Origin of the sequence: Streptosporangium sp. CA-115845, assembly GCF_050943795.1 — a bacterium.
Lineage (GTDB): Bacteria > Actinomycetota > Actinomycetes > Streptosporangiales > Streptosporangiaceae > Streptosporangium.
Map to the genome: position 1 here is coordinate 5,902,715 of NZ_CP191988.1, position 22,242 is coordinate 5,924,956.

The following is a 22,242-nucleotide window of genomic DNA, read 5'->3' on the forward strand; positions in this document are numbered from 1 at the left end:
AGGCAAACGTGGCATCTCCGGTGCTGGCTGACAAGCCCGCCGTGACGCCCCTCCCCGGGCGGCGCCGCCGCCCGGGTTTCGGGCGGCGCGACCACGTCATCGGGTGGCTCCTGATCGCCCCCGCGGTGATTTATTTCGTGATCTTCCTGCTCTACCCCGCGCTGGCCGCGCTGTACTACAGCTTCACCGACTGGAACCTGCGGTCGGCACCCAACTGGGTGGGACTGGCCAACTACTCCGACCTGCTCTTCGACGACGTGCGGTATCCGCACTTCTGGAAGTCGATCCGGGTCACCCTGCAGTACACGCTGATCGCCGTGCCGCTGACCCTGGTCACCGCGCTCGCCCAGGCACTGCTGATCAACACGATCCGCCGCGGTTCCAACCTCTTCCGGCTGCTGCTGTTCCTGCCGGTCGTGACCGCCGAGGCCGCGGTCGGCGCCATCTGGCGCTGGCTGTACGACCCGCAGTACGGGCTGGTCAACAGCTTTCTCGGCCTGTTCGGCATCCCTGGGCAGAACTGGCTCAACACCCCCGAACTGGTCATCCCGGCCCTGTCGTTCATCGCCGCCTGGCAGTGCGGCATCTCAATGATCATCTACCTCGCCGGGCTCAAGGGCATCCCCGACTCGATCCGCGAGGCCGCGATCATCGACGGCGCGGGCCCCGTCCAGCGGTTCCGGAGGATCGTCGTGCCCATGCTGCGTCCCACCACCTTCTACCTGCTGGTCACCGGCGTGATCGCGGCGCTGCAGGTCTTCGGCCTGGTGTACGTGATCTTCTCGGGCGGCGGCGGCAGGAGCGTCACCGGCGGCCCCGAGCAGTCGGGCCTGACCTACGTCCTGCACCTGTACCTGTTCGCGTTCCGCTACGACGCGATGGGCGCGGCCTGCGCGATGTCGTTCATCCTGTTCCTCTTCATCATGATCATCACTGCGCTGCAGTTCAAGTTCGTCAAGCAGGAGGCGTCGTGAGGACGGCCGGGAAAGCACGGCTCGCGCCCGTCTACATCGCCCTGGTGCTGCTGGCGGCCATATCGGTGATCCCGTTCCTGTGGATGCTGGCGACCTCTTTCAAACACGGCTCGGACGTCTACACCAAGGTGCCCAGCCTGCTTCCGCTGGATCGCAAGACCGGTGAGTGGTCGCCCACGCTGGAGAACTACGAGCACGTCCTGCAGGTCGGCGGACTGGGCCAGGCGTTCCTCAACAGCGTCTGGGTCTGCCTGATACTGGTTCCGGGCAAGCTCCTGGTGGACGCGCTGGCCGCCTACGCCTTCGCCAGGATCCCCTTTCCCGGCAGGGACAAGCTGTTCGTCGTGCTGCTCGCGGGCATGATGGTCCCCACGATCACGCTGCTGGTGCCACGCATCCACGTCACCCAGGCGCTCGGCATGTTCGACTCCGGATGGGGCCTGATCCTGCCCAACGTCGCCTCGGTCCTGGACATCTTCCTGCTGCGCCAGTTCTTCATGTCGCTGCCCGGTGAACTGGAGGAGGCGGCGCGCATCGACGGCGCGGGACGGATGCAGATCTTCTGGCGCATCATCATCCCGCTGTCGAAGCCGGTGCTCGCGGTCGTGACCATCACCAGCTTCATCTTCCACTGGAACGACCTGGTCTGGCCCCTGGTGGTGCTCAACGACCCCGAGCTCTACACGCTGCCGCTGGCCCTGCAGCAGCTGGCCAGCAGCGAGTCCGGACGGGCGTACTACATCATGGCGGGCGCCGCCCTGGCGGTCATCCCGGTCATCGTGGTCCTGCTGATCTTCCAGCGCCGCATCATGCAGGGGATCGCGTTCACCGGGCTCAAGAGCTGACCGCGCTCCCGGCGCGGGTCCGGCCCGGACGGCAGGGCCTCCGGCGGCCACGGTCACCGATCACCAGAGGGGGGGTTCCGCGACAGTGGAACGATCAGCCACGTCATCGTCGGCGCCGGGGGCGGGCGGGAGCGGGACACCGCGTGACCGTGAGGACATGCACCGGCTCGTGACCGAGCTCGTCCTGCCGCTGGTCCCCCACCTCAGTCCGGGTCGGGCGCGACTTCGGCTCGGGAGCAACGCGGCCCACTACGGCGACGCGGCCGCCGAGCTGGAGGCGTTCGCCCGGCCGCTGTGGGGGCTGGCGCCGCTGGCGGCCGGAGGGGGATCCTTCGAGCACTGGGAGCTCTGGCGCCGAGGGCTCGCCGCCGGGACGGATCCCGGGCACGAGGAGTTCTGGGGGGCGGTGACCGACGTCGACCAGCGGCTGGTGGAGACCGCCGCGATCGGCCTGGCACTGGCCCTCGCGCCCGAGGCCGTGTGGGACCCGCTGAGCGGCCGGGAACGCGACCGCCTCGCGGCCTGGCTGCTCCACTCGATGAGTGTCGAGGCCGTCGACAACAACTGGCAGTTCTTCCCCGTCATGGTGGGGCTCGGCCTGGACCGCGTCGGGGTTCGCTTCGACCCCGGGCCCAACCTCGCCCGTCTGGAGCGGCTGGAGTCCTTCGCGCTGGGCGGCGGCTGGTACGGCGACGGCCCCACCGCCCAGCGCGACTACTACGTCCCCTTCGCGATGCACTACTACGGCCTGGTCTACGCCGCCCTGGCCGCCGACCGCGATCCCGGCCGCGCCGGGCGCCTGCGTGAGCGGGCGGCGGCCTTCGCGCTGGACTTCCAGCACTGGTTCACCTCCGGCGGAGCCGCCGTGCCCTTCGGCCGGAGCCTGACCTACCGCTTCGCGCAGGGAGCCTTCTGGGGCGCCCTCGCCTTCGCCGGAGTCGAGGCCCTGCCGTGGGGGGAGGTGAAGGGGCAGCTAATGCGGCATCTGCGCTGGTGGCTTGGGCTGCCGATCCGCGACTCCGGCGGCCTGCTCACCCTGGGGTACGGCTACGCCCAGCCCGCTCTCGCCGAGCAGTACAACGCTCCCGGCTCCCCGTACTGGGCGCTGAAGGCGTTCCTGCCGCTGGCACTCGCCGCCGAGCATCCCTTCTGGGCGGCCGATGAGGAGGCGGCGCGGGAACTCGCCGCGACCAGCGTCCAGCCGGAGGCGGGGGTCGCGCTGATGCGGTGCGAGCGGGGACGGCAGGTCGTCATGCTGAGCGCGGGGCAGCACCACACGTGGGTGCGGCACGGGGCGGCGAAGTACGCCAAGTTCGCCTACTCGACGTCCTTCGGGTTCAGCGTGCCGGGCGGCTCGTGGGGGCTGGAGCAGGGCGCCTTCGACAGCACCCTGGCACTGAGCGACGACGGAACCCACTGGCGGCCCTGCGAGGTGCCCGAGGACTTCTCCTCATCCGGCGGCCTGCTCCACGCCCGCTGGACGCCATGGCCGGACGTGGAGGTCGACACCTGGCTGCTCCCGAGTCCTCCGTGGCACGTACGGGTGCACCGCCTGCGGTCGGGGCGCGGGCTGCTGTCGGCCGAGGGGGCGTTCGCCGTCGACCGAGACCCCACCGCGCACCGCACCGCCGAGGGCCCCGGCCACGCCCGCCTCGACTCCCCCGCCGGGCTGTGCGTGATCGAGGACCTCCGCGGCACCCGGAGCGGGGAACTGGTCCTCCCCCTGCCGGGTACCAACGTCATCGTCCCGCGCACGATCATCCCCACGCTGCGCGGCGAGCACGAGCCGGGCGAGCACTGGCTGGCCTGCGCGGTCCTCGGCCTCTCCGGCACCGGACCGGCCACGGGCTGGCCGGAGCCGCCCGGCCCGGAGGAGGTCTCGGCGCTTCTCCCCGGCGGCCACCCCTTCGGGGACCGCTGACGACACCGCGCGACACAGCGGCACAGCGATACAGCGGCGCGGCCGGCGGCACACGGCCTCCGGCCCGGTCACGGACGCCGCGGCGGGCGATCAGCCGGGCCGAGAAATGTGTCGAAATCGCCCATAACGGGAACTTTCCCCCTAGACACCTAACCGCTTCCCTGAGCGTCTCACCGGACATGGCGCCGCGACGCCCGGGAGCCGGAACAGAGCGCCACCCCATCGTGACTCACCGATACCGCCCACCCCCTGAACATCGCACAAGTCTGTAGGTCCGCAGATAAATGTTGAAAGGGGATGGGGATGACCGGTCTGGCGACCGAGAACACGCTGATCCGGAACGCCTCGGACGTGGAGGCCTTCGCACGACAGTGCTTTCTCGCCTCCCCTGGCGAGCAGCTGGGAGTCGAGCTGGAGTTCCTGGTCTTCGACCGCACGGCTCCCGCCCGCCAGGTTCCGTGGACCAGGATCGCCGAAGTCCTGCCGCCGCTACCCGGCGGGAGTGTGGTGACCTTCGAGCCGGGCGGCCAGCTGGAGCTCTCCGGGCCACCTGGTTCGCTGCCCGACGCGATCACCCGCCTCACCGCCGATCTGGCCGCCGCGCGCGGAGCGCTGCGGGACGCCGGCCTGGTGCCGGCCGGGGTGGGACTCGACCCGCTGCGGCCGGCGTGGCGGCAGCTGCGCCTGCCCCGGTACGAGGCGATGGCGGAGTTCCTCGGCATGCCGTACGGGGCGCTGATGATGTGCTCGACTGCCTCGATCCAGGTCAACCTGGACCTGGGCACCAGACCCGCGACCCGGTGGGAGCGCGCCCACCTGCTGGGTCCCGTCCTGGTGGCGGCCTTCGCCAACTCGCCGCTCAGCGGGAGCCGTCCGTGCGGGTGGATGTCGGGCCGCCAGGCGGTGTGGGATCGGCTCGACCGCACTCGCACGGCCGCTGTCCCCGCCGGCGGCGACCCCGCCGCCGACTGGGCCGAGTACCTGCTCGACGCCCGCCTCATGGCCGTGCGCGAGGCCCCGGAGAGCCCGGAGAATCCGGAGAACCCGGAGAACCCGGAGAGTCCCGGGGACGCGCGGTACCGCCCGGTCCGTGACGGCTCGACCTTCCGCGACCGGCTGACCGCGTCCGCGCGGCCGCCGACCCTGGCAGACCTGACCTACCACGCCACGACGCTCTTCCCGCCCGTACGGCCACGCGGCTGGCTGGAGATCCGCTATCTCGACGCCCAGCACCCGGCGAGCTGGCCGGTGTGCGCGGCGGTGACCCACGCCCTGGTGACGGACGACCGCGCGGCCGACGCGGCGCTGGCCGCGGCCGAGCCGTGCGCGGGGATGTGGCTGCGGGCGGCACGCCGCGGCCTGGCCGACCCCCTGCTGCGCAGGGCCGCCGACGCCTGTTTCCGCGCCGCCCTCGCGGCGCTGCCGAGGCTGGGAGCGACACCGGCCCTGGTCTGCGAGGTCGCCGCGTTCGCCAACCGCCACGTGAGCCCCGGCCGTTCCCCGGCCGCCGACCTGCTGAACCTGGCCGGCGGACCGGAACGGCGCCTGCCCGACTGGCTGGCCCAGGAAGGACGGATCTGACGCCCTCGTCAAGGCCGGCTCGGGACCTGCCCGGGACCGGGGAGCGGAATCTCCAGCACGGAGGTATCTGATGAGCGACCTCAAGGAACGGATCGCCGCCGGGCTGACCGCCGCGCGGAGCCGGTCCACCGCCTACACCGACGCCGAGGACGACCTGCTGGTCAGACAGCACTCGCCGCTGATGTCGCCGCTGGTGTGGGATCTGGCGCACGTCGGCAACTACGAGGAGCTGTGGGTGCTGCGGCAGGCCGGCGGGATCACCCCGCTCCGCCCGGAGATCGACGACCTGTACGACGCGTTCCGGCATCCGCGCGCGAACCGCACGGCCCTGCCCATCCTGGGACCGATGGAGGCGCGCCGCTACATCAAGGGCGTGCGCGGCCGGGTGCTGGACGTCCTGGACGCGATCGACCCGTACGGTCCCGACCCCCTGCACCGGGACGGTTTCGTCTTCGGCCTGGTGATCCAGCATGAGCACCAGCACGACGAGACGATGCTCGCCACCCTGCAGCTGTCCGGTGCGCCCGGCCTGGTCCGCGACGGCGAACTGCCACCTGGCCGGCCCTCGGGGTCCGACGAGGTGTTCGTTCCCGCGGGTCCCTTCACGATGGGCACCGACACCCTGCCGTGGGCCTACGACAACGAGCGCCCGGCCCACCGGCTCGACCTGCCCGGCTACTGGATCGACAGGCTCCCCGTCGGCAACCGCGCCTACACGGACTTCATCGCCGATGGCGGCTACGACGACCCCCGCTGGTGGTCTCCGCAGGGCCGGCTCTGGCTGCGGCGGAGCCGCGCCTTCGCCCCGCTGTTCTGGGTCTCCGATGACGGCACCTGGTGGCGTACCCGCTTCGGCCGGACCGAGCCCGTCCCCATGGACGAGCCCGTCCAGCACGTGTGCTGGTACGAGGCCGACGCCTACGCCCGGTGGGCCGGCAGGCGACTGCCCACCGAGGCCGAGTGGGAGAAGGCCTGTGGCTGGGACCCCGAGGCCGGGCGGGCGCGGAGATATCCGTGGGGGGACGACGATCCCGGGCCCGCCACGGCGAACCTCGGGCACAGGGCGGCACGGCCCGCACCGCTCGGCGCCTTCCCCGCGGGAGCGGGCGCCTACGGCACCGAGCAGATGATCGGGGACGTGTGGGAGTGGACCGGTTCGTGGTTCCTGCCCCACCCCGGCTTCCGCAGCTTCCCCTACCCCGAGTACAGCGAGGTGTTCTTCGACTCTCGACACCGGGTGCTGCGCGGCGGATCCTGGGCGTCCGACCCGGCCGTGGCCCGCACCACGTTCAGGAACTGGGACCGTCCTGCCCGCAGGCAGATCTTCTCCGGCTTCCGGTGTGCCCGCTCGGCCTTCCCCGAGGACTCAGCGGAGGAATCCCCTGGCCACTTTCCGGAGCACTTCTCCGGGCGCTCACCGGGGCAGCGGTAGATGTGCCGCCACGCGGCCTGGCTGGGTGCTCCCCGTCCGCTGTCCTCGCTGATCCACGAGCCCGGCCACGGCCTGCTCCGGCAGTCCCACGCCCCGCGCCTGCAGCGCTACGGCACCGTCAACGCCGACGGCTTCGGCATGGGCTGGTACGACGCCTCCCGCGCCGAACCGGTCCGCTACCGCCGTACGGTCCCCATCTGGGCGGACGCCAACCTGACGGACCTCGCACGGGTCGCCCGCTCCGGCTGCCTGCTGGCCGCCGTACGGTCGGCCACCGCCGGGATGCCGATCGAGGAGAGCGCGACCGCGCCCTTCGCCGACGGGCCGTGGCTGCTCAGCCACAACGGCCGCGTGGCGCGGGAGGCGGTCAGGGAACTCGCCGAGGACGCGGAGAGCCGCTGCGACTCGGCGTGGCTCGCCGCCGCGGTGTTCACCCGGCGGCGCGTGGGCGACCCGCTCGGAAAGGCCCTGACGGAGGTCGTCACCCACACCGGGGTGAAGGACCCCGACGCCCGGCTGAACCTGCTCGCCTGCGACGGCCGGTCGATCGCCGCGACCGCCTGGGGCGACACGCTCTTTCTCCACCTCGGGGACCACCCGCGCGACGGCGTGCTCGTGGCGAGCGAACCGCTGGACGACCGGCCCGGCTGGCAGGCCGTACCGGATCGGACCCTGGTCCTCGCCTCCGCGGACGGCGTGCGCGTCCAGCCACTGTGACAGAGCTGTGACAGAGCCGTGACAGAGCCGTGACAGGGTCGCGGCAGCACCGCGACAGCACCGCGACAGGGAGGAGCCGGACCACAGGAGAACACAGCACCCCGGTCACGGACCGGCGAGCGGGACCCGTGACCCACAGCCCCAGGAGGCCCCGTGTCAGTCAGCCAGTCAGCCGTACACCTGGTGGACCATCTCGGCCGTGACCACCTTCACCAGGCACTCGAACACGACGTCCGCACCGGGCTGACGTCGACGCCCAAGTGGCTGCCGCCCAAGTGGTTCTACGACGAGGCCGGCAGCGAGCTGTTCTCCCGGATCACCCGGTTGCCCGAGTACTACCCCACCCGCCGCGAGCTGGCCATCCTGCGCCGGCACGCCCTCGACATCGCCACGCGCTCCGGCGCCGACACCCTGGTCGAGCTCGGCTCGGGGACCAGCGAGAAGACCGTGCTGCTGCTCGACGCCCTCTCCGCGACGGGGACGCTGCGCGTCTACACCCCGGTGGACGTCGACGGGGCGACCCTGTGCGACGCCGCGCGGTGGCTCGCCTGGCGCTACCGCGGCCTGACCGTCCGCGCGATCTGCGCCGACTTCGAGGCGCATCTGGCGCTGCTGCCCCGTACCGGACGGCGGTTGGTGGCCTTCCTCGGCGGCACCGTCGGCAACCTCGCCCCGGCGGCGCGCGAGGTCTTCCTGAAGGAGCTGCGCGCCACGCTACGCCCCGGCGACACCTTCCTGCTCGGTGCGGACCTGGTCAAGGACACCGACCGGCTGGTCGCGGCCTACGACGACGGGAGCGGGGTGACCGCCGCCTTCAACCGGAACGTCCTGCACGTGATCAACAGGGAGCTGGGCGCCGACTTCGACCCGGACGCCTTCGAGCACGTCGCGCTGTACGACGCGCGGCACGAGTGGATCGAGATGCGGCTGCGCGCGAGCCGCGCCATGCGCGTGCGGATTCCCGATCTCGGCCTGCGGGTCCCCTTCGTGGCCGGGGAGGAGATGCGCACCGAGATCAGCGCCAAGTTCCGCCCTGAGGGCCTGCGGCAAGAGCTGGTCACCGCCGGATTCGGGATGATCAGCCATTACACCGACCCGACCGGTGACTTCAGCCTCGTCCTGGCCGGCACCTGATCGCTGATGGCCTGACCGCCGGGCGGCGGAGTCGGGCTGTCAGGCCAGGGAGCGGACGGGGCGGACCGCCTGCCAGACGGCGGAGTCGACGGCCTCGGGGGAGAGGATGTGATCCAGGACCATGTGGGCGCAGCCGACGATCCCGGCGCCCGGGCCGAGGCGGCTGCGCTCGATGCGCAGGTTACGGGTCGCCAGGGCCGTCGAGCGGCGGTGGATCACCTCGCGAACCCCTGAGACCATCGGCTGGAAGGTCTCCGCCACGTCGCCGCCGAGCACGACCACCGCGGGGTTGAGCAGGTTGACCGCGCTGGCGACGACCTCGCCGAGCATCCGGGCGGCGTTGCGGACCACGGTCATGGTCTCCGCGTCGCCGGCCCGGACCAGGCTCACCACGTCGGCCATGGTCTTGACCTCGTGCCCCCGGGCACGGAGCTCGCGCAGGATCGCGGTGCCGCTGGCGACCGAGTCGACACAGTCGATGTTGCCGCAGCGGCAGAGCACTCCCCCGCCGTCGCGGACCGGGATGTGCCCGATCTCCCCGGCGGCGCCCAGTGCCCCCCGCAGGATCTCGCCGCCGGCGATGACGCCGGAGCCGATCCGGGTGGAGACCTTGATGAACAGCAGGTCGTCGGCCTCACCCGCGTAGATCGCGCGGTGCTCGCCGATGGCGATGACGTTCACGTCGTTGTCGAGGAGGACGGGAACGGGGAAGCGCTCGGCGATGATCGGCGGGATGGCCACCCCCGTCCAGCTGGCCATGATCCGGGCACTCTCGGTGCGCCCGGCCGCGAACTCGACGGTGGCCGGGACACCCAGGCCGACGCCGCGGACCAGGGAGGCGGGGCGGTCGCCGAGCAGTTCACTCCAGGTCTGCATGACCAGCGGAAGGACGACGTCAGGGCCCTCCTCCACGTCCACGGACAGTCCGGCGCGGGCCACCACCTCGCCCGCCAGGTCACAGACGGCGACCTGCGCGCGGCTCGCGCCCAGCGAGCCGACCAGGACGAGGCCACCCGAGGCGTTCAGGACCAGGCGGGTGGGCGGACGGCCTCCGGTGGAGGGGCCCTCGCTGTCCTCCACGACGAGGCCCTGCTCCAGCAGCTCGGTGACGCGCAGGGACACGGCCGGCCTGGACAGGCCGGTGACGCGCCCTATGTCGGCGCGCGTGACCGCCTCACCGGAGCGGATGAGGCGTAGCACCTCACCGCTGGTGGCCAGCGCGGCAGCGGGACGTCGAGGCATCGGCTAAGTGAACCACACCTGCTTAGGAAATGAAAACGTCGTACTTTCTCATCTCAAATGACAAAACTCGCCTTGTGTAGAGCGCAAGATATGGCTACTGTCCGATCTATCCCCAATTTCGGTAGATCATCACGGAGCGCTCCCCCATGTCCGAGACCCCGCAACCCGCCGACCTCATCGTCTTCGGTGGCACAGGTGACCTCTCCATGCGGAAACTCCTCCCGGCGCTCTACCACTCCGACCGCGCCGGCCTCCTCGCCCCCGCGACCCGCGTCATCGCGATGTCCCGCGGCGGGCTCGACGACGCCGACTTCCGCGGCAAGGTGGACGCGGAGGTGCGCGGCTCGGTGCCGGTGGACGACCCGGGCACCTGGCAGCGCTTCCTCGGCCGCCTGCACCACGTCAGCGTCGACATCGGCGGCCAGGACCCGACCGGGTGGGCGAGGCTCACCGGGCTGCTCGCCGGGTACGAGCACCGCGCCCGGGTCTTCTACCTGGCCAGCCCGCCCATGACGTTCGGCCCGTTCTGCCGGGAGGCACACCGCGCGGGTCTGGTCACCCCCGCCTCACGAGTGGTGCTGGAGAAACCCCTCGGGCGCGACCTGACCAGCGCGCTGCGCATCAACGACGAGGTCGGCGCCATCTTCGACGAGCGGCAGGTCTACCGCATCGACCACTACCTGGGTAAGGAGACGGTCCAGAACCTCCTCGTGCTCCGGTTCGCCAACGCGTTCCTGGAGCCGATCTGGAACTCCCTCTGGATCGACCACGTCCAGATCACCGTCGCCGAGACCGTGGGCACCCCTGGCCGGCGCGGCTACTACGACCACGCGGGCGCGCTCCGCGACATGGTGCAGAACCACCTGCTCCAACTGCTCTGCCTGGTCGCGATGGAGCCACCCTCGCGCAACGACCGCGAGTCGATCCGCGACGAGAAGGTCAAGGTGCTCCAGTCGCTGCGGGCCGTCACCGGCGGCGAGGTCGACCGTTTCACCGTACGCGGCCAGTACACGGCGGGCGAGTCCGGCGGCGCCCGGGTCCCCGGCTACCTCGACGAGCCCGACCGCACCGCCCCCACCGAGGCCTCCCGGCGAGTGGAGACCTTCGCCGCGATCCGCGCCGAGGTGAAGAACTGGCGCTGGGCGGGGGTGCCGTTCTACCTGCGCACCGGCAAGCGGATGCCGTACCGCTGCTCGGAGATCGTCGTGCAGTTCAAGGACGTGCCCCACTCGATCTTCCCGGGCAGCACGCCCAACCGGCTGGTGCTGCGGCTGCAGCCGAGCGAGGGCATCCAGCTGAACATCATGGCCAAGGAGCCCGGCGCGGGCGAGGTGGCGCTCAAGCCGGTCCCGCTCGGCCTCAGCTTCGCCGAGACCTTCACCGGCCGGGTGCCCGACGCCTACGAGCGACTCCTCATGGACGTCCTGGCGGGCAACCCGACCTTGTTCATGCGGCGCGACGAGGTCGAGGCCGCCTGGCGGTGGATCGATCCGATCATCAGCGAGTGGGAGTCGCGGGGCACGGCCCCCGAGCCGTACCCGGCGGGCTGCGCGGGCCCCGCCTCGGCTCACGAACTCGTCGGCCGCAGCGGCCGCACCTGGCACGGGGAGGGACTGGCGTGAGCGGCCGGGAACAGCGCACAGACCGAACCGACCGTGACGCAGGAGGCCGGATGCATCCCGTGATCCAAGAAGTGACGGACCGCCTGGTCGGGCGGAGCCGCCCCAGCCGTACCGCGTACCTGGCCCGGCTGCGCTCCGAGGCCGAGGCGGCCCGCCGGCGCGGTCCCGCCAGGGCGAGCCTGGGCTGCGCCAACCTGGCCCACGGCTTCGCCGGCGTGGGGGAAGGCGACAAGCGCGACCTGCGGGCAGGCGTCAGGCCCGGTGTGGCGATCGTGTCGAGCTACAACGACATGCTCTCGGCGCACCAGCCCTACGAGACCTACCCGGCGATCCTCAAGGCGGCCGTCAGAAAGGCCGGCGGTGTCGCGCAGTTCGCCGGCGGCGTGCCCGCGATGTGCGACGGCATCACCCAGGGCCGGGCGGGCATGGAGCTGTCGCTCTACAGCCGCGAGGTCATCGCGATGGCCACCGCGATCGCGCTCTCACACGACATGTTCGACGCCTCCCTCATGCTCGGCGTCTGCGACAAGATCGTTCCCGGCCTGCTGATCGGGGCGCTGCACTTCGGCCACCTGCCCGCGGTGTTCGTCCCCGCCGGGCCGATGACCTCCGGCCTGCCCAACAAGGTCAAGGCCCGTACCCGGCAGCTGTTCGCCGAGGGCAAGGTCGGCAGGGACGAACTGCTCGACGCCGAGGCGAAGTCCTACCACTCCCCCGGCACCTGCACCTTCTACGGCACCGCCAACTCCAACCAGGTCATGATCGAGGTCATGGGCCTGCACCTGCCGGGCTCGACCTTCGTCAACCCGCGCACCGAGCTGCGCGAGGCCCTGACGAAGGCGGCGGGCAGGCGGGCGGTGGAACTGACCGCGCACGGCGACGAGTACACCCCGGTGGGCGAGGTCGTCGACGAGAAGGCGATAGTCAACGCCTGCGTGGCGCTGCTGGCGACCGGCGGCTCGACCAACCACACGATGCACATCGTCGCCATCGCCGCGGCGGCGGGCATCGAACTCCTCTGGGACGACCTGGCCGCGCTGTCGAAGGTCGTGCCGCTGCTGACCCGCATGTACCCCAACGGCCAGGCGGACGTGAACCACTTCCAGGCCGCGGGCGGCATGCAGGTGCTCATCGGCGACCTGCTGGACGCCGGGCTGCTCCACGGCGACGTGCTGACCGTCGCCGGGCGCGGTCTGGACCACTACCGCTCGGCCGTCGAGCTCAAGGACGGCGAGCTGGTCTGGGAGGAGCGCACCGAGGGCAGCACCGACCTGGACGTGCTGCGCCCGGTCTCCGACGCGTTCTCCGCCGACGGCGGCATCCACATGCTCAACGGCAATCTGGGGCGCGCGGTCAGCAAGGTCTCCGCGGTCAAGGACGAGCACCTGGTCATCGAGGCCCCCGCCAAGGTCTTCGACGACCAGCTGGAGCTACTGCGCGCCTTCGACGCGGGCGAGCTCGACGGGCAGGACTTCGTCGCGGTCATCCGATACCAGGGACCGAGCGCGAACGGCATGCCCGAGCTGCACAAGCTCACCCCGCCGATGGCGGTGCTGCTCGACCGGGGACAGCGGGTGGCGATCGTCACCGACGGCCGCATGTCCGGCGCGTCGGGCAAGGTCCCCGCCGCCATCCACCTGTCGCCGGAGGCCGCCGACGGCGGCCCCATCGCGCTGGTGCTGGACGGCGACCCGATCCGCCTCGACGCCGCCGCCGGCACCCTGGAGCTGCTGGTCCCCGCCGACGAGCTGGCCGCCCGGTCCCCGCACGGCGCGCCGCTCACCGACGCCCAGTGGGTGGGCACCGGCCGCGAGCTGTTCGGCGCCTTCCGCCGCGCGGCGGGCCCGGCCGAGCGCGGCGCGGGCATCTTCCCCCTGAACGGCCACGCCGAGGCCGTCGCGAACGGCGGCCGGGCATGATCGCGCACACCGTCTCCCCGGTACGGCCCGCGAAGGAGATCAGGTGAGCCTTCCCTGGCTCGTCGCGGACGTCGGCGGCACCAACGCCCGGTTCGGACTGGTCACCGAGGCCGGTGGCCGGCCCGATACCGTGGCCGTGCTCGCGGGCGCGGAACACGACGGCCTTCCCGAAGCCGTAGCCGCCTATCTCGCAGACCATGCGGGCGGAGTTCGGCCGGGAGCCGCGTGCATCGCGATCGCAGGACCCGTGGACGGCGACCGCTACCGGCTCACCAACGCCGGGTGGACGGGGTCGGTGAGCGAGCTGGGCATCCCGAACGCCTGGCTGCTCAACGACTTCGAGGCCCTGGCCGCGTCCCTGCCGTACCTGCGGGGCGAGGACCTGGTCTGTCTGGGCGGCCCGGAGCCCTCGCGCGGCGTCAAGGCCGTGCTCGGGCCCGGAACCGGCCTCGGCGTGGGCGGCCTGGTGCCCACCGCCGAGGGCTGGGTGCCGATCCCCGGGGAGGGCGGCCACGTCACCATGCCGCTCCTCGACGAGCGTGACCACGAGATCGTCCGGGCGCTGCGCGCGGACGGCATGGAGCACGTGGTGGCCGAGCACCTGCTCTCCGGGCCGGGGTTGTCGCGCCTGCACCGGGGGATCGCCCTCGTCCGCGGGGTGGACGCGCCGAGGCTGTCGGCCTCCGACATCGTGGCCCGGATGGACGACTCGCTGTGCGCGCAGACCATCGAGGTCTTCTGCGCCATGCTCGGCACCTTCGCCGGCAACGTCGCCCTGACCCTCGGTGCCCGGGGCGGGGTCTACCTGGGCGGCGGCGTGCTGCCACGTATCGTGGACCGGGTCCGCTCCAGCGACTTCCGCCGCCGCTTCGAAGCCACCCCCACCCTGAACGACTACCTTTCCGGCATCGCCACCACGCTGATCGTGGCCCCACAACCCGCCCTGGTCGGCGCGGCGGCGTGGCTGAACCAGCACCTGTCCAACCTGGAGTACGTGTGAGTAGCCTGCTCGACATCGCCCCCGTCATCCCGGTGGTCGTGATCGACGACCCGGAGACCGCGGTCCCCCTGGCCCGCGCCCTGGTGGCGGGCGGCCTGCCGGCCATCGAGGTCACCCTCCGCACCGCCGCCGCCCTGGACGCCATCGCGCGCATCGCCGCCGAGGTCCCCGAGGCGGTGGTCGGCGCGGGCACCGTCCGCACCCCGGCCGACGTGGCCGCCTCGGTGGCGGCCGGTTCCGCCTTCCTGGTCAGCCCGGGAACCACCCCGAAACTGGTCGACGCCCTTGAGGCCTGCGGGGTGCCGTTCCTGCCCGGCGCGGCGACCGCGTCCGAGGTCATGGCGCTGGCCGAGCGCGGGGTGACCGAGATGAAGTTCTTCCCGGCCGAGGCCGCCGGCGGCCTGCCGTACCTGAAGGCGCTCGGCGGCCCACTGCCGCAGATCAGGTTCTGCCCGACGGGCGGCATCAGGCTCGCGACCGCCCCCGACTACCTGGCGCTGCCGAACGTGGGCTGCGTGGGCGGTACCTGGCTCACTCCCGCCGACGCGCTCGCCACCGGTGACTACCCGCGGATCGAGAAGCTGGCCGCCGAGGCGGCCGCCCTCCGCCGCTAGCTCGCCGGCAGGACTCCGTGGGCGTGCCTGTCCTCCCTTGGCTCGCCCGCGGTCATGAGCCGGCCGTGACCCGGTGTGACGCTCGTGAGATCAGGCCCATGGCCGCCCTACCCGGCGGCCATGGGCCATCCCTTTTCCGCTCGGCCGGCTCCTGGCCGGTTCCGGCCACCGGGAAACGGTCGGTGGCCGGGCGGGGCAAGGGGTTCATCAGCCGGTTCAACGGCTCCGGCTACTGACGAACGGCCGACGGGCACGAGGGCCCCGGGCCTCGCGGGCGGCGCCGGCGCCCCACCGCCAAAAGGTGCCGGCGCCGCGCGTTTACCGGAGAGTCTCCTTCCGGTGACCACGCCACCGCCCGGATTCCCCTACCCTTGAACGAACGAGGGGAGTACTTCCCAAGAGCCGCCCCGGTCAGTACGGACGCCCTGTGGTGTCCCCGGACGGTTGCCCGCGAGGTGCGGGTGAAGGAGACCTCGAATGACCGAGCGCATTCGAGGAGTGAGCATGCCCACCGACGGTCTCCCGCAGGTACCACCTTCCCGGCGTTCCTCCGCCCGGGCGCAGTCCCCTCCGGTGCCCGCCGAATCGGCGGCGAACCGGATTCCACCGAGGCGGTGCCCCGGGACGCATGATGGGAGAAGTCCCCTTTCCTGCGAGGTGCACGCGATGGCCACCACATCGGCCGGCCGGTCCTCCGTCGAGGAGTTGCGCTATCCGGCCGGGACGCTGGTGCTCCTCGCGGGGCTCCCCGGCGCGGGCAAGAGCACCCTGCTCGACCGGCTGTACGGGTTGCGCGGCGACGAGCGGGAACCGGTCCGCGCCGGGGAGGTCCGCGTCATCGACTCCCGCCAGTCCCGCAACTGGTGGGCCCGCTATCTCGGCCCGATCCCCCCGCGAGCCCGCACCCCGATCGTGCACACCACCCATGTGGCGCGGATCGCCCGCGCCCTGCTGCGGGGGCACGGCGTCGTCGCGCACACCCGCGGCACCTGGCCGCACATCCTGTACGGCTTCGCCTGGCTGGCGCGCGCGGTCGGCAGCGAGATCCACCTGATCCTGCTCGACGTGGAGCCGAGCGCGGCCCGCGAGGGACAACTCTCGCGCGGCCGGGTCGTCACGGACACCACCTTCGCCCGGCACTGCCGCCGCTGGCGGGTGCTCATCGAGCGCGCCCGCGGCGGCGTGCTCCCGCCGGCCACGGGCGTCACGATCCTCGACCGTCCCGCCGCGGACCTGCTCCGGGCCATCCGCTTCGGCGAACGGCCCCCCACCCGGGACGGATGACTTTACCTCCGCCTGGCGCTGCGCATTCCTCACCCAGGGCAGGTTCAGAACGACCGGGAGGAAACCTCAATGATCGACGTACTGGCTCTCGCCGAGGAACATCTCGCCCTCGCCAGGGAGAGCGCGCACGGCCGTAGCGCCCACACCTACCTCAACGAGGGCACGCTACGCCAGGCGGTCATCGCGCTGACCGCGGGGACGGTCCTCGGTGACCACGACGCCCCGCCGGCCGCGAGCCTGCACGTCCTGTCCGGGCGGGTACGGATCGTCGAGGAGGGGCGGAGCGTCGAGGTCGGCACGGGCCAGGCCGTCCCGATCCCGCAGCGACGTCACTCACTGGAGGCCGGCGAGGATTCGGCGGTCATCCTCACCAGCGTCGTCAACATCCCCGAATGAGGCCGGCCCGGGGCACACCCGGCGGATGGCCGCCATCCTCGTCCGTTCGATCCTGACGGCTCCCGTTCACCGGACACGGCGCCCCGCCCGGGGACCCCTCTGTCAGGCGAGAGACGAGCAGAGGCGGGTGTCCTGCCCCGTCATCGGCGGACAGCCGATACCGGGAGGCAGCCGAGCCGCTCGGCACGATCGAGGAGGTCCGGCTCGCCGATGGGGTTCTCGTGGGTGCCCTCCGACGTACAGGCGTGCGCCCCGGCGAGGGCCCCGAGAGGGATGGAGTCGTCGAGGGAGCGCCCGGAGAGCAGGCCGTACAGTACGCCGGAGACGAACGCGTCCCCGGCGCCGTTGCTGTCGACCACCGGCCCCGGAAGCGGTGCCGCGGGGAAGCCTCGCAGGCCGTTCTCGTCGAGGACGTGGCAGCCCTCCGCGCCCTCGGTGCAGACCACGGCCCTGGCCCGGCCGCGCGCCAGGATGTCACGCATGACCTCGTCGCGGCGCGGGCCGAGAGCGGTGGCCGACAGGAAGACCAGGTCGGAGGAGTAGGCGAAGTCTCTGTGGTGGTCGTTCTCGCCGTCCCAATCGTGCAGGTCGGTGGAGATGGACCCGGGGCCCAGGTCGGGGTAGACGTGCCGGGAGAAGTCGGTGATCGACACATGGACGTGCCGGGCCACGCGGACCGCGTCCAGGTAGAGCTCCCTGGGCAGCCGCTCGCCCGCCGCGGCGCGCGGGTCGAACAGCGAGGTGCGCCGCCCGTCGGGGCCGACGAGCAGGATGCTGCGCCGGGTCCCCTGCGGGGCGGGCGCCCAGCCGGTCTCCACCCCCCTGGCCTCGAAATGGGCCCGGATGAAGCGGCCCTGCGGGTCGTCGCCGATCAGGTCGACCAGCCTGACCCTCAACCCGAGCGCGTGGCAGCCGAGGGCGACCCCGCTGCCGGTGTTGCCGATCCGGTCCACCACCGGGGGGACCGCGTAGGTGTCGGCGTACGGCAGGGGCAGCGAGGGCACGTAGGCGGTGGTGTCGACCCCGGTGCCGCCGATGACGACGACGTCGTGACCACTGTTCATCGAATCTCCCTGGGTGTGGAGACCCCGGGCTCCGGCCACGGGGAGAAAACGCGGTGCGGTACCGCGAGGTCCGGCGGCGACCGTGGACGAGCTAGCGGTTGACCAGCGGGCCTGAACCGGTCGAGCGGCGCACGACGAGCTCGGGCTGGAACATCAGCTCGACGTGCTTGGCGCGGACCCCGTTGATCTCCTCCAGGAGGGTGGCCACCGCCGCCGAGGCCATCGCGCCGATGGGTTTGCGCACGGTGGTCAGCGGCGGGTCGGTGAACGCGATCAGCGGCGAGTCGTCGAACCCCACCACCGACACCTCCCCCGGCACCGAGAGCCCCCGGTCCCGGCAGGCCCGGATCGCCCCCAGCGCCATCAGGTCCGACGCGCACACGATCCCCGTGCAACCGCGCGCCAGCAGCTGCGCCGCCGCCGCCTGCCCGCCCTCCACCGAGAACAGCGAATGCGAGATCAGCTCGTCGACCTCCGTCGCCCCCAGCAACTGCGCCATCGCCCGCCGGTACCCCTCGATCTTCCTGATCACCGGCACGAACCGGCGTGGCCCCACGGCCAGGCCGATCCGCTCGTGACCCAGGTCGACCAGGTGCTGAACGGCCAGCCGCGCCGCGGCCCGGTCGTCGGGAGAGATGAAGGGGGCGTCGATCCGCTCGCTGTAGCCGTCCAGCAGGACGATCGGCAGCCCGCGCTCGGTCAGCCGGGTGTATCGGTCCATCTTGGCCGTGGTGTCGGCGTGCAGCCCGGAGACGAAGACGATGCCGCTGACCCCGCGGTCCATCAGCAGTTCGGTGAACTCGTCCTCGGGAGCGCCACCGGGCAGCTGGGTGCAGAGCACCGGGGTGTAGCCGTGCTGGGTGAGCGCCTTCTCGATGGCCTGGGCGAACGCCGGGAAGATCGGGTTGTCCAGTTCCGGGGTGACCAGGCCGATCAGCCCGTTGCTGCGCTGGCGCAACCGCTGTGGGCGCTCGTACCCCATCAGGTCGAGCGCGGTCAGCACCGCCTGCCTGGTCGCCTGCGACACGCTGGGCTTGCCGTTGAGCACCCGGCTGACCGTGGCCTCGCTGACCCCGGCCTGCGCGGCGATGTCGGCCAGCCGAATCGCCGTCCCGTCGGAGCGGGAGCGTGAGGTCTGCGCGAGTTCACCGTCCATCAATGAGCCACCCCACCATGTGGCCGAATCAGGCGCAAGCCGATCGGCATCTGACACCCGCCGTGAAATTCGTTTCTGCAACTTTTCGCAAACTGTAACATCTCAACCCCCGTAGTGGCATTCGAGTAAAGCTCTCCGGTCACGACTGACCGTCACATCAGGGAACGTAGAAGTAACCATCAGATAAGCAATTTCTAACGACATCTATGGACACACAGGCAAGTGTCGCGATGTACTACCTCATCAATCACACGGCTGGATCCGGGCGGGGGCGCCCCGGGAGGAACGAGCGAGCATGAGTACCGTCGTCCTCGACAATGTGAGCAAGGTATACCCGGGTGGATACCTTGCGGTCGACCGCATGAGCCTGCGCGCGGAAAACGGAGAGTTGCTCGTTCTGCTGGGGCCCTCCGGTTGCGGCAAGTCCACGCTGCTCCGGATGATCGCGGGTTTGGAGGAGGTCACCGAAGGGGACCTGTGGCTGGGCGGCACGCTCGCCAACGACCTCGCTCCCCGCGACCGTGACGTGGCGATGGTATTCCAGAACGGCGCGCTCTACCCGCACCGGACCGTGCGCGGCAACATCGCCTTCCCGCTGGAGATCGCCAAGGCCGACCCCACGATGGTCAGGGAACGCGTGACGGAGCTGTCCAAGGCGCTGCACATCGACGAGACCCTGGAGCGGCGCCCTGGAACGCTCTCCGGCGGCCAGCGCCAGCGCGTCGCGATGGGCCGCGCGATCGTCCGCCAGCCCTCGCTCTTCCTGATGGACGAGCCACTCTCCAACCTGGACGCGGGCATGCGCACCGAGCTCCGGATGGAGATCTCGTCGCTGGTCCGTTCCCTCGGGGTGACCACCATCTACGTGACGCACGACCAGGTCGAGGCGCTGACCCTGGCCGACCGGATCGCCATCATGAACCGCGGCGTCCTGCAGGACGTCGGCACCCCCGCCCAGGTGTACAACGACCCCGCGACCGCCTTCACCGCGGCCTTCCTCAGTTCCCAGCAGCTCAACCTGCTCGCGGCCACCGTCCGCACCCCGCAGAACCAGTTCATCCTGCTGGACTTCGGCCCGCACCAGATCATGATCCCCTGGACCGATCCCAGGGCGTACGTCATCTCCCAGCACGTCGGCCACCAGATCATCGTCGGCCTGCGCCCTGACTGCCTGGCCCCGGTTCCCGACACCTTCGAGGGGCCGACCTTCCTCGGCCGCGTCCGTGCCCTGGAGTACCACGGTCACGAATGGCTCGCCTACGTCGAGAGTGGCCTGACCTCCGTGGCCGTGCCCGAGCCGCCGGACCCCCGCCGCGGGACGAGCGGCCTGGGCGCCTCCCCCCTCGCCGGCAGCCGCGTCCGGTCGGTCCTGCGCCGCCTGATCCCCGGCAACCTCTTCGACACCGACGCCGAGCCGCAGCAGGAGCAGGAGCAGGTCAGCGGCCACCACCGCCGTGCCGACCTCATCGTCCGCCTCGGCTCCCGCCCGGTCTGGCGGGCCGGCGAGTCCGCCAGGGTGGGGGTCGACGTCACCCGCCTGATGCTCTTCACCATGGACGGCGCCCGCATCGACCCTCCGCAGCGCTGATCCGGAGCGCCACCGGAAGGGCGATCGTGGGCCCGGCAACGCCGTGGCGGCCGCTGCGGATCCTCAGCGGCCGTCAGACCGGCCGGATCGTCTGAGCGATCCGGTCGAACAGTTCCTGCTTGCCGTCGGCGTCGGTGCTGAGCGTCACGATGCAGGTCTTGTTCTCGGTCGGCACGTAGTACTGGGCGCCCTTGACGTCGACGCCGTTGGTCGGGAAGGTGTAGACGATCCGTGCCGCCTCCCTGGAGCCGATCGTCACCTTCCCCGCCGCGATGACCTTGGCCTTGAGCTGCTCCAACTGGGATCTGGTCTCCTTGATCAGCTGTTCCGTCGAGATCTGCCGCCCGGCCTGGCAGAAGCCGTTGAGGTTGGTCGGGAACCCGTTCGGGGAGGTCTTGGCCGACTCGGGGTCCGCCGCCCAGATTCCCTTGTTGTCGACCAGGGTCTGCAGGCTCTTCTTGGCCTGCTCCAGGGTGGGGCCGGACAGTCCGCTGCTCTTCAGCCCCTTGTTGAGGTCATCCTTGGTCAGGTCGATCGCGACCCACTCCTTCGGGACCGCGACGCTGACGCCGTTGGCGGGGCCTCCGATCGGTTTGAAACCGTTGGGAACGGGTGCCGCACCGGTGCTCCGCCCGGGAGTGGGGCTCACGGAACCTGGGCTCGTGGTGGCTTCGGCGCTCTGCCCGGGGCTGGAGTTTCGGGCGGGGCCGGCGGGAACCCCTACCTCGGCGATCCAGTCCCCGCTCCCGCAGGCCGTGCTCGTTCCCAGGCAGAGCCCCAGCAGGCTCATGGCCACGGTGTGGTGGCGGTTAGGCATCAGGCTGCCCTCCTCGCGGACCCGCGAGGGCCCGGTACCGATATGACCTGCGCTGTCTATCGGGGGGAGAGCCGACGCGGACGTGCGCGGTGGTTACCCTCCTGCCAGGCCGTGGCCGGACGGCCCCGACGGAGCCGGTCGCGACGGACGGCGAGGCACGGTCGCGGGAAGTGGCAGCACACCACTTCTCGCTTTCTACCCAATAGCCGACATATCGGAAACACTCAGGCCCGGGAGGCACGCCCCATGATGGAGACGATCTCCAGGACCCGGATGGCACGGTCCAGCTCGACACGGTGGAAGGGCGGGCCGTCGGTGCGGGCGAGGACCAGGTGCAGGCTCATCTCCGGCACCGGAATGCTCATCAGCTGGTGATCGTCCGTTCCGAGGACGGCCGGTCGCAGCGGAGCGAGGTCCGCCCTCCTGACACCGGGGAGACCGTCCGTCCCGTCGAGGCCGGCCGGCGCCTGCCAGCTGCGGTGGACGAACTCTCCGCTCTCCGAGGACATGGTCACCGCCCACTCGGCGCTCACCAGGTCCGGCATGGCGTCCACGAGGGTGGCCAGCGCCCTGCCCGGATCGGCGGCGACGTACTTGAGCAGGTCGTAGTCCGGTGCCGCGCCGGGGATCTCACGGGTGGGCCAGACGCCCTCCACCCTCATCCCGGGGACGCCGGAGAGACGGTCCCTGACCGTCTCGGCGTCCACGCTGCCGGGCCAGGAGACCGTGAAGTCGTCCACCGCCCGGCCGACCTCACGTTCCAGGACCGTCACCTGGAGAATGTCCGCGCCCAGCGTGCCGAGCACCCGGGCCGCCTGGCCCAGGGCACCCGGCCTGTCGGGGAAGGAAACACGGAGCCGCAACATCATCACCGATCACCTCGCTCTGCGCACCAGACTGTCCTAGCCAGGTTTCACGAAGGTTCCGGGGAGATGT

At 71.5% G+C, this 22,242-nt stretch carries 19 protein-coding genes; 14 read left to right on the top strand and 5 right to left on the bottom strand.

The genetic code is table 11. The features are described from left to right. The first annotated feature begins 8 nt into the window (after positions 1–8). The 7 genes from ACQP0P_RS28920 (at position 9) to egtD (ending at position 8,604) form a co-directional block, all read left to right on the top strand. Positions 9–974 carry a carbohydrate ABC transporter permease gene (locus tag ACQP0P_RS28920; RefSeq protein WP_350920475.1) on the top strand — a complete coding sequence of 322 codons (966 nt, stop codon included), beginning with the start codon at positions 9–11 and terminating at the stop codon, positions 972–974. Continuing rightward, a complete protein-coding gene (locus ACQP0P_RS28925; RefSeq protein WP_030909114.1) occupies positions 971–1,819 on the top strand; it encodes a carbohydrate ABC transporter permease in 849 nt (282 codons plus the stop codon). The genes ACQP0P_RS28920 and ACQP0P_RS28925 overlap by 4 nt, the downstream gene beginning before the upstream one ends. 157 nt (positions 1,820–1,976) lie before the next feature. After that, positions 1,977–3,740, top strand: coding sequence for a DUF2264 domain-containing protein (locus ACQP0P_RS28930; protein WP_433360172.1), 1,764 nt, complete (start codon positions 1,977–1,979; stop codon positions 3,738–3,740). Between the two features lie 303 nt (positions 3,741–4,043). Next, complete coding sequence (gene egtA / locus ACQP0P_RS28935; RefSeq protein ID WP_433360175.1) at positions 4,044–5,321, top strand: ergothioneine biosynthesis glutamate--cysteine ligase EgtA; 1,278 nt, start codon at positions 4,044–4,046, stop codon at positions 5,319–5,321. A 70-nt stretch (positions 5,322–5,391) separates the two neighbouring features. Continuing rightward, positions 5,392–6,753, top strand: a complete 1,362-nt coding sequence (gene egtB / locus ACQP0P_RS28940; protein ID WP_433360178.1) for an ergothioneine biosynthesis protein EgtB — start codon at positions 5,392–5,394, stop codon at positions 6,751–6,753. Continuing rightward, positions 6,754–7,470, top strand: coding sequence for an ergothioneine biosynthesis protein EgtC (gene egtC / locus ACQP0P_RS28945; protein ID WP_433360180.1), 717 nt, complete (start codon positions 6,754–6,756; stop codon positions 7,468–7,470). 153 nt (positions 7,471–7,623) lie between these two features. Next, on the top strand, positions 7,624–8,604 hold the full coding sequence (gene egtD, locus ACQP0P_RS28950; protein ID WP_433360182.1) for an L-histidine N(alpha)-methyltransferase: 981 nt from the start codon (positions 7,624–7,626) through the stop codon (positions 8,602–8,604). 39 nt (positions 8,605–8,643) lie between these two features. On the opposite strand, the gene ACQP0P_RS28955 is transcribed toward egtD, so the two are convergent. Next, positions 8,644–9,846 (bottom strand): ROK family protein, encoded by a 1,203-nt coding sequence (locus tag ACQP0P_RS28955; RefSeq protein WP_433360185.1) that lies wholly within the window; start codon positions 9,844–9,846, stop codon positions 8,644–8,646. 146 nt (positions 9,847–9,992) lie between these two features. Between ACQP0P_RS28955 and zwf the strand changes: the two genes are divergently transcribed. From zwf to ACQP0P_RS28985, 6 genes are all read left to right on the top strand, one after another. Further along, positions 9,993–11,468, top strand: a complete 1,476-nt coding sequence (gene zwf / locus ACQP0P_RS28960; protein ID WP_433360187.1) for a glucose-6-phosphate dehydrogenase — start codon at positions 9,993–9,995, stop codon at positions 11,466–11,468. A gap of 50 nt (positions 11,469–11,518) precedes the next feature. Next, positions 11,519–13,387, top strand: coding sequence for a phosphogluconate dehydratase (gene edd / locus ACQP0P_RS28965; RefSeq protein ID WP_433360190.1), 1,869 nt, complete (start codon positions 11,519–11,521; stop codon positions 13,385–13,387). Between the two features lie 43 nt (positions 13,388–13,430). Then, positions 13,431–14,387, top strand: a complete 957-nt coding sequence (locus ACQP0P_RS28970; protein WP_433360193.1) for a glucokinase — start codon at positions 13,431–13,433, stop codon at positions 14,385–14,387. Further along, positions 14,384–15,001, top strand: coding sequence for a bifunctional 4-hydroxy-2-oxoglutarate aldolase/2-dehydro-3-deoxy-phosphogluconate aldolase (eda, locus tag ACQP0P_RS28975; RefSeq protein WP_433360196.1), 618 nt, complete (start codon positions 14,384–14,386; stop codon positions 14,999–15,001). The genes ACQP0P_RS28970 and eda overlap by 4 nt, the downstream gene beginning before the upstream one ends. A 666-nt stretch (positions 15,002–15,667) precedes the next feature. Continuing rightward, positions 15,668–16,285 carry an AAA family ATPase gene (locus ACQP0P_RS28980; RefSeq protein ID WP_433360199.1) on the top strand — a complete coding sequence of 206 codons (618 nt, stop codon included), beginning with the start codon at positions 15,668–15,670 and terminating at the stop codon, positions 16,283–16,285. A 69-nt stretch (positions 16,286–16,354) separates the two neighbouring features. Next, positions 16,355–16,681, top strand: coding sequence for a cupin (locus tag ACQP0P_RS28985; protein WP_433360202.1), 327 nt, complete (start codon positions 16,355–16,357; stop codon positions 16,679–16,681). 140 nt (positions 16,682–16,821) lie between these two features. Here the strand turns inward: ACQP0P_RS28985 and ACQP0P_RS28990 are convergent, their stop codons facing one another. Continuing rightward, positions 16,822–17,745 (bottom strand): carbohydrate kinase family protein, encoded by a 924-nt coding sequence (locus ACQP0P_RS28990; RefSeq protein WP_433360205.1) that lies wholly within the window; start codon positions 17,743–17,745, stop codon positions 16,822–16,824. 91 nt (positions 17,746–17,836) lie between these two features. Continuing rightward, positions 17,837–18,901, bottom strand: a complete 1,065-nt coding sequence (locus ACQP0P_RS28995) for a LacI family DNA-binding transcriptional regulator (protein ID WP_350920523.1) — start codon at positions 18,899–18,901, stop codon at positions 17,837–17,839. Positions 18,902–19,196: 295 nt separating this feature from the next. Between ACQP0P_RS28995 and ACQP0P_RS29000 the strand changes: the two genes are divergently transcribed. Then, complete coding sequence (locus ACQP0P_RS29000; protein WP_433360208.1) at positions 19,197–20,489, top strand: ABC transporter ATP-binding protein; 1,293 nt, start codon at positions 19,197–19,199, stop codon at positions 20,487–20,489. A gap of 73 nt (positions 20,490–20,562) precedes the next feature. On the opposite strand, the gene ACQP0P_RS29005 is transcribed toward ACQP0P_RS29000, so the two are convergent. Both ACQP0P_RS29005 and ACQP0P_RS29010 read right to left on the bottom strand, forming a co-directional pair. After that, the gene (locus ACQP0P_RS29005) at positions 20,563–21,306 is read right to left on the bottom strand and encodes a hypothetical protein (RefSeq protein WP_433360211.1); all 744 of its coding nucleotides are present in this window, start codon (positions 21,304–21,306) and stop codon (positions 20,563–20,565) included. A gap of 224 nt (positions 21,307–21,530) precedes the next feature. Further along, a complete protein-coding gene (locus ACQP0P_RS29010; protein WP_433360214.1) occupies positions 21,531–22,175 on the bottom strand; it encodes an amino acid-binding protein in 645 nt (214 codons plus the stop codon). Positions 22,176–22,242 lie beyond the last annotated feature (67 nt).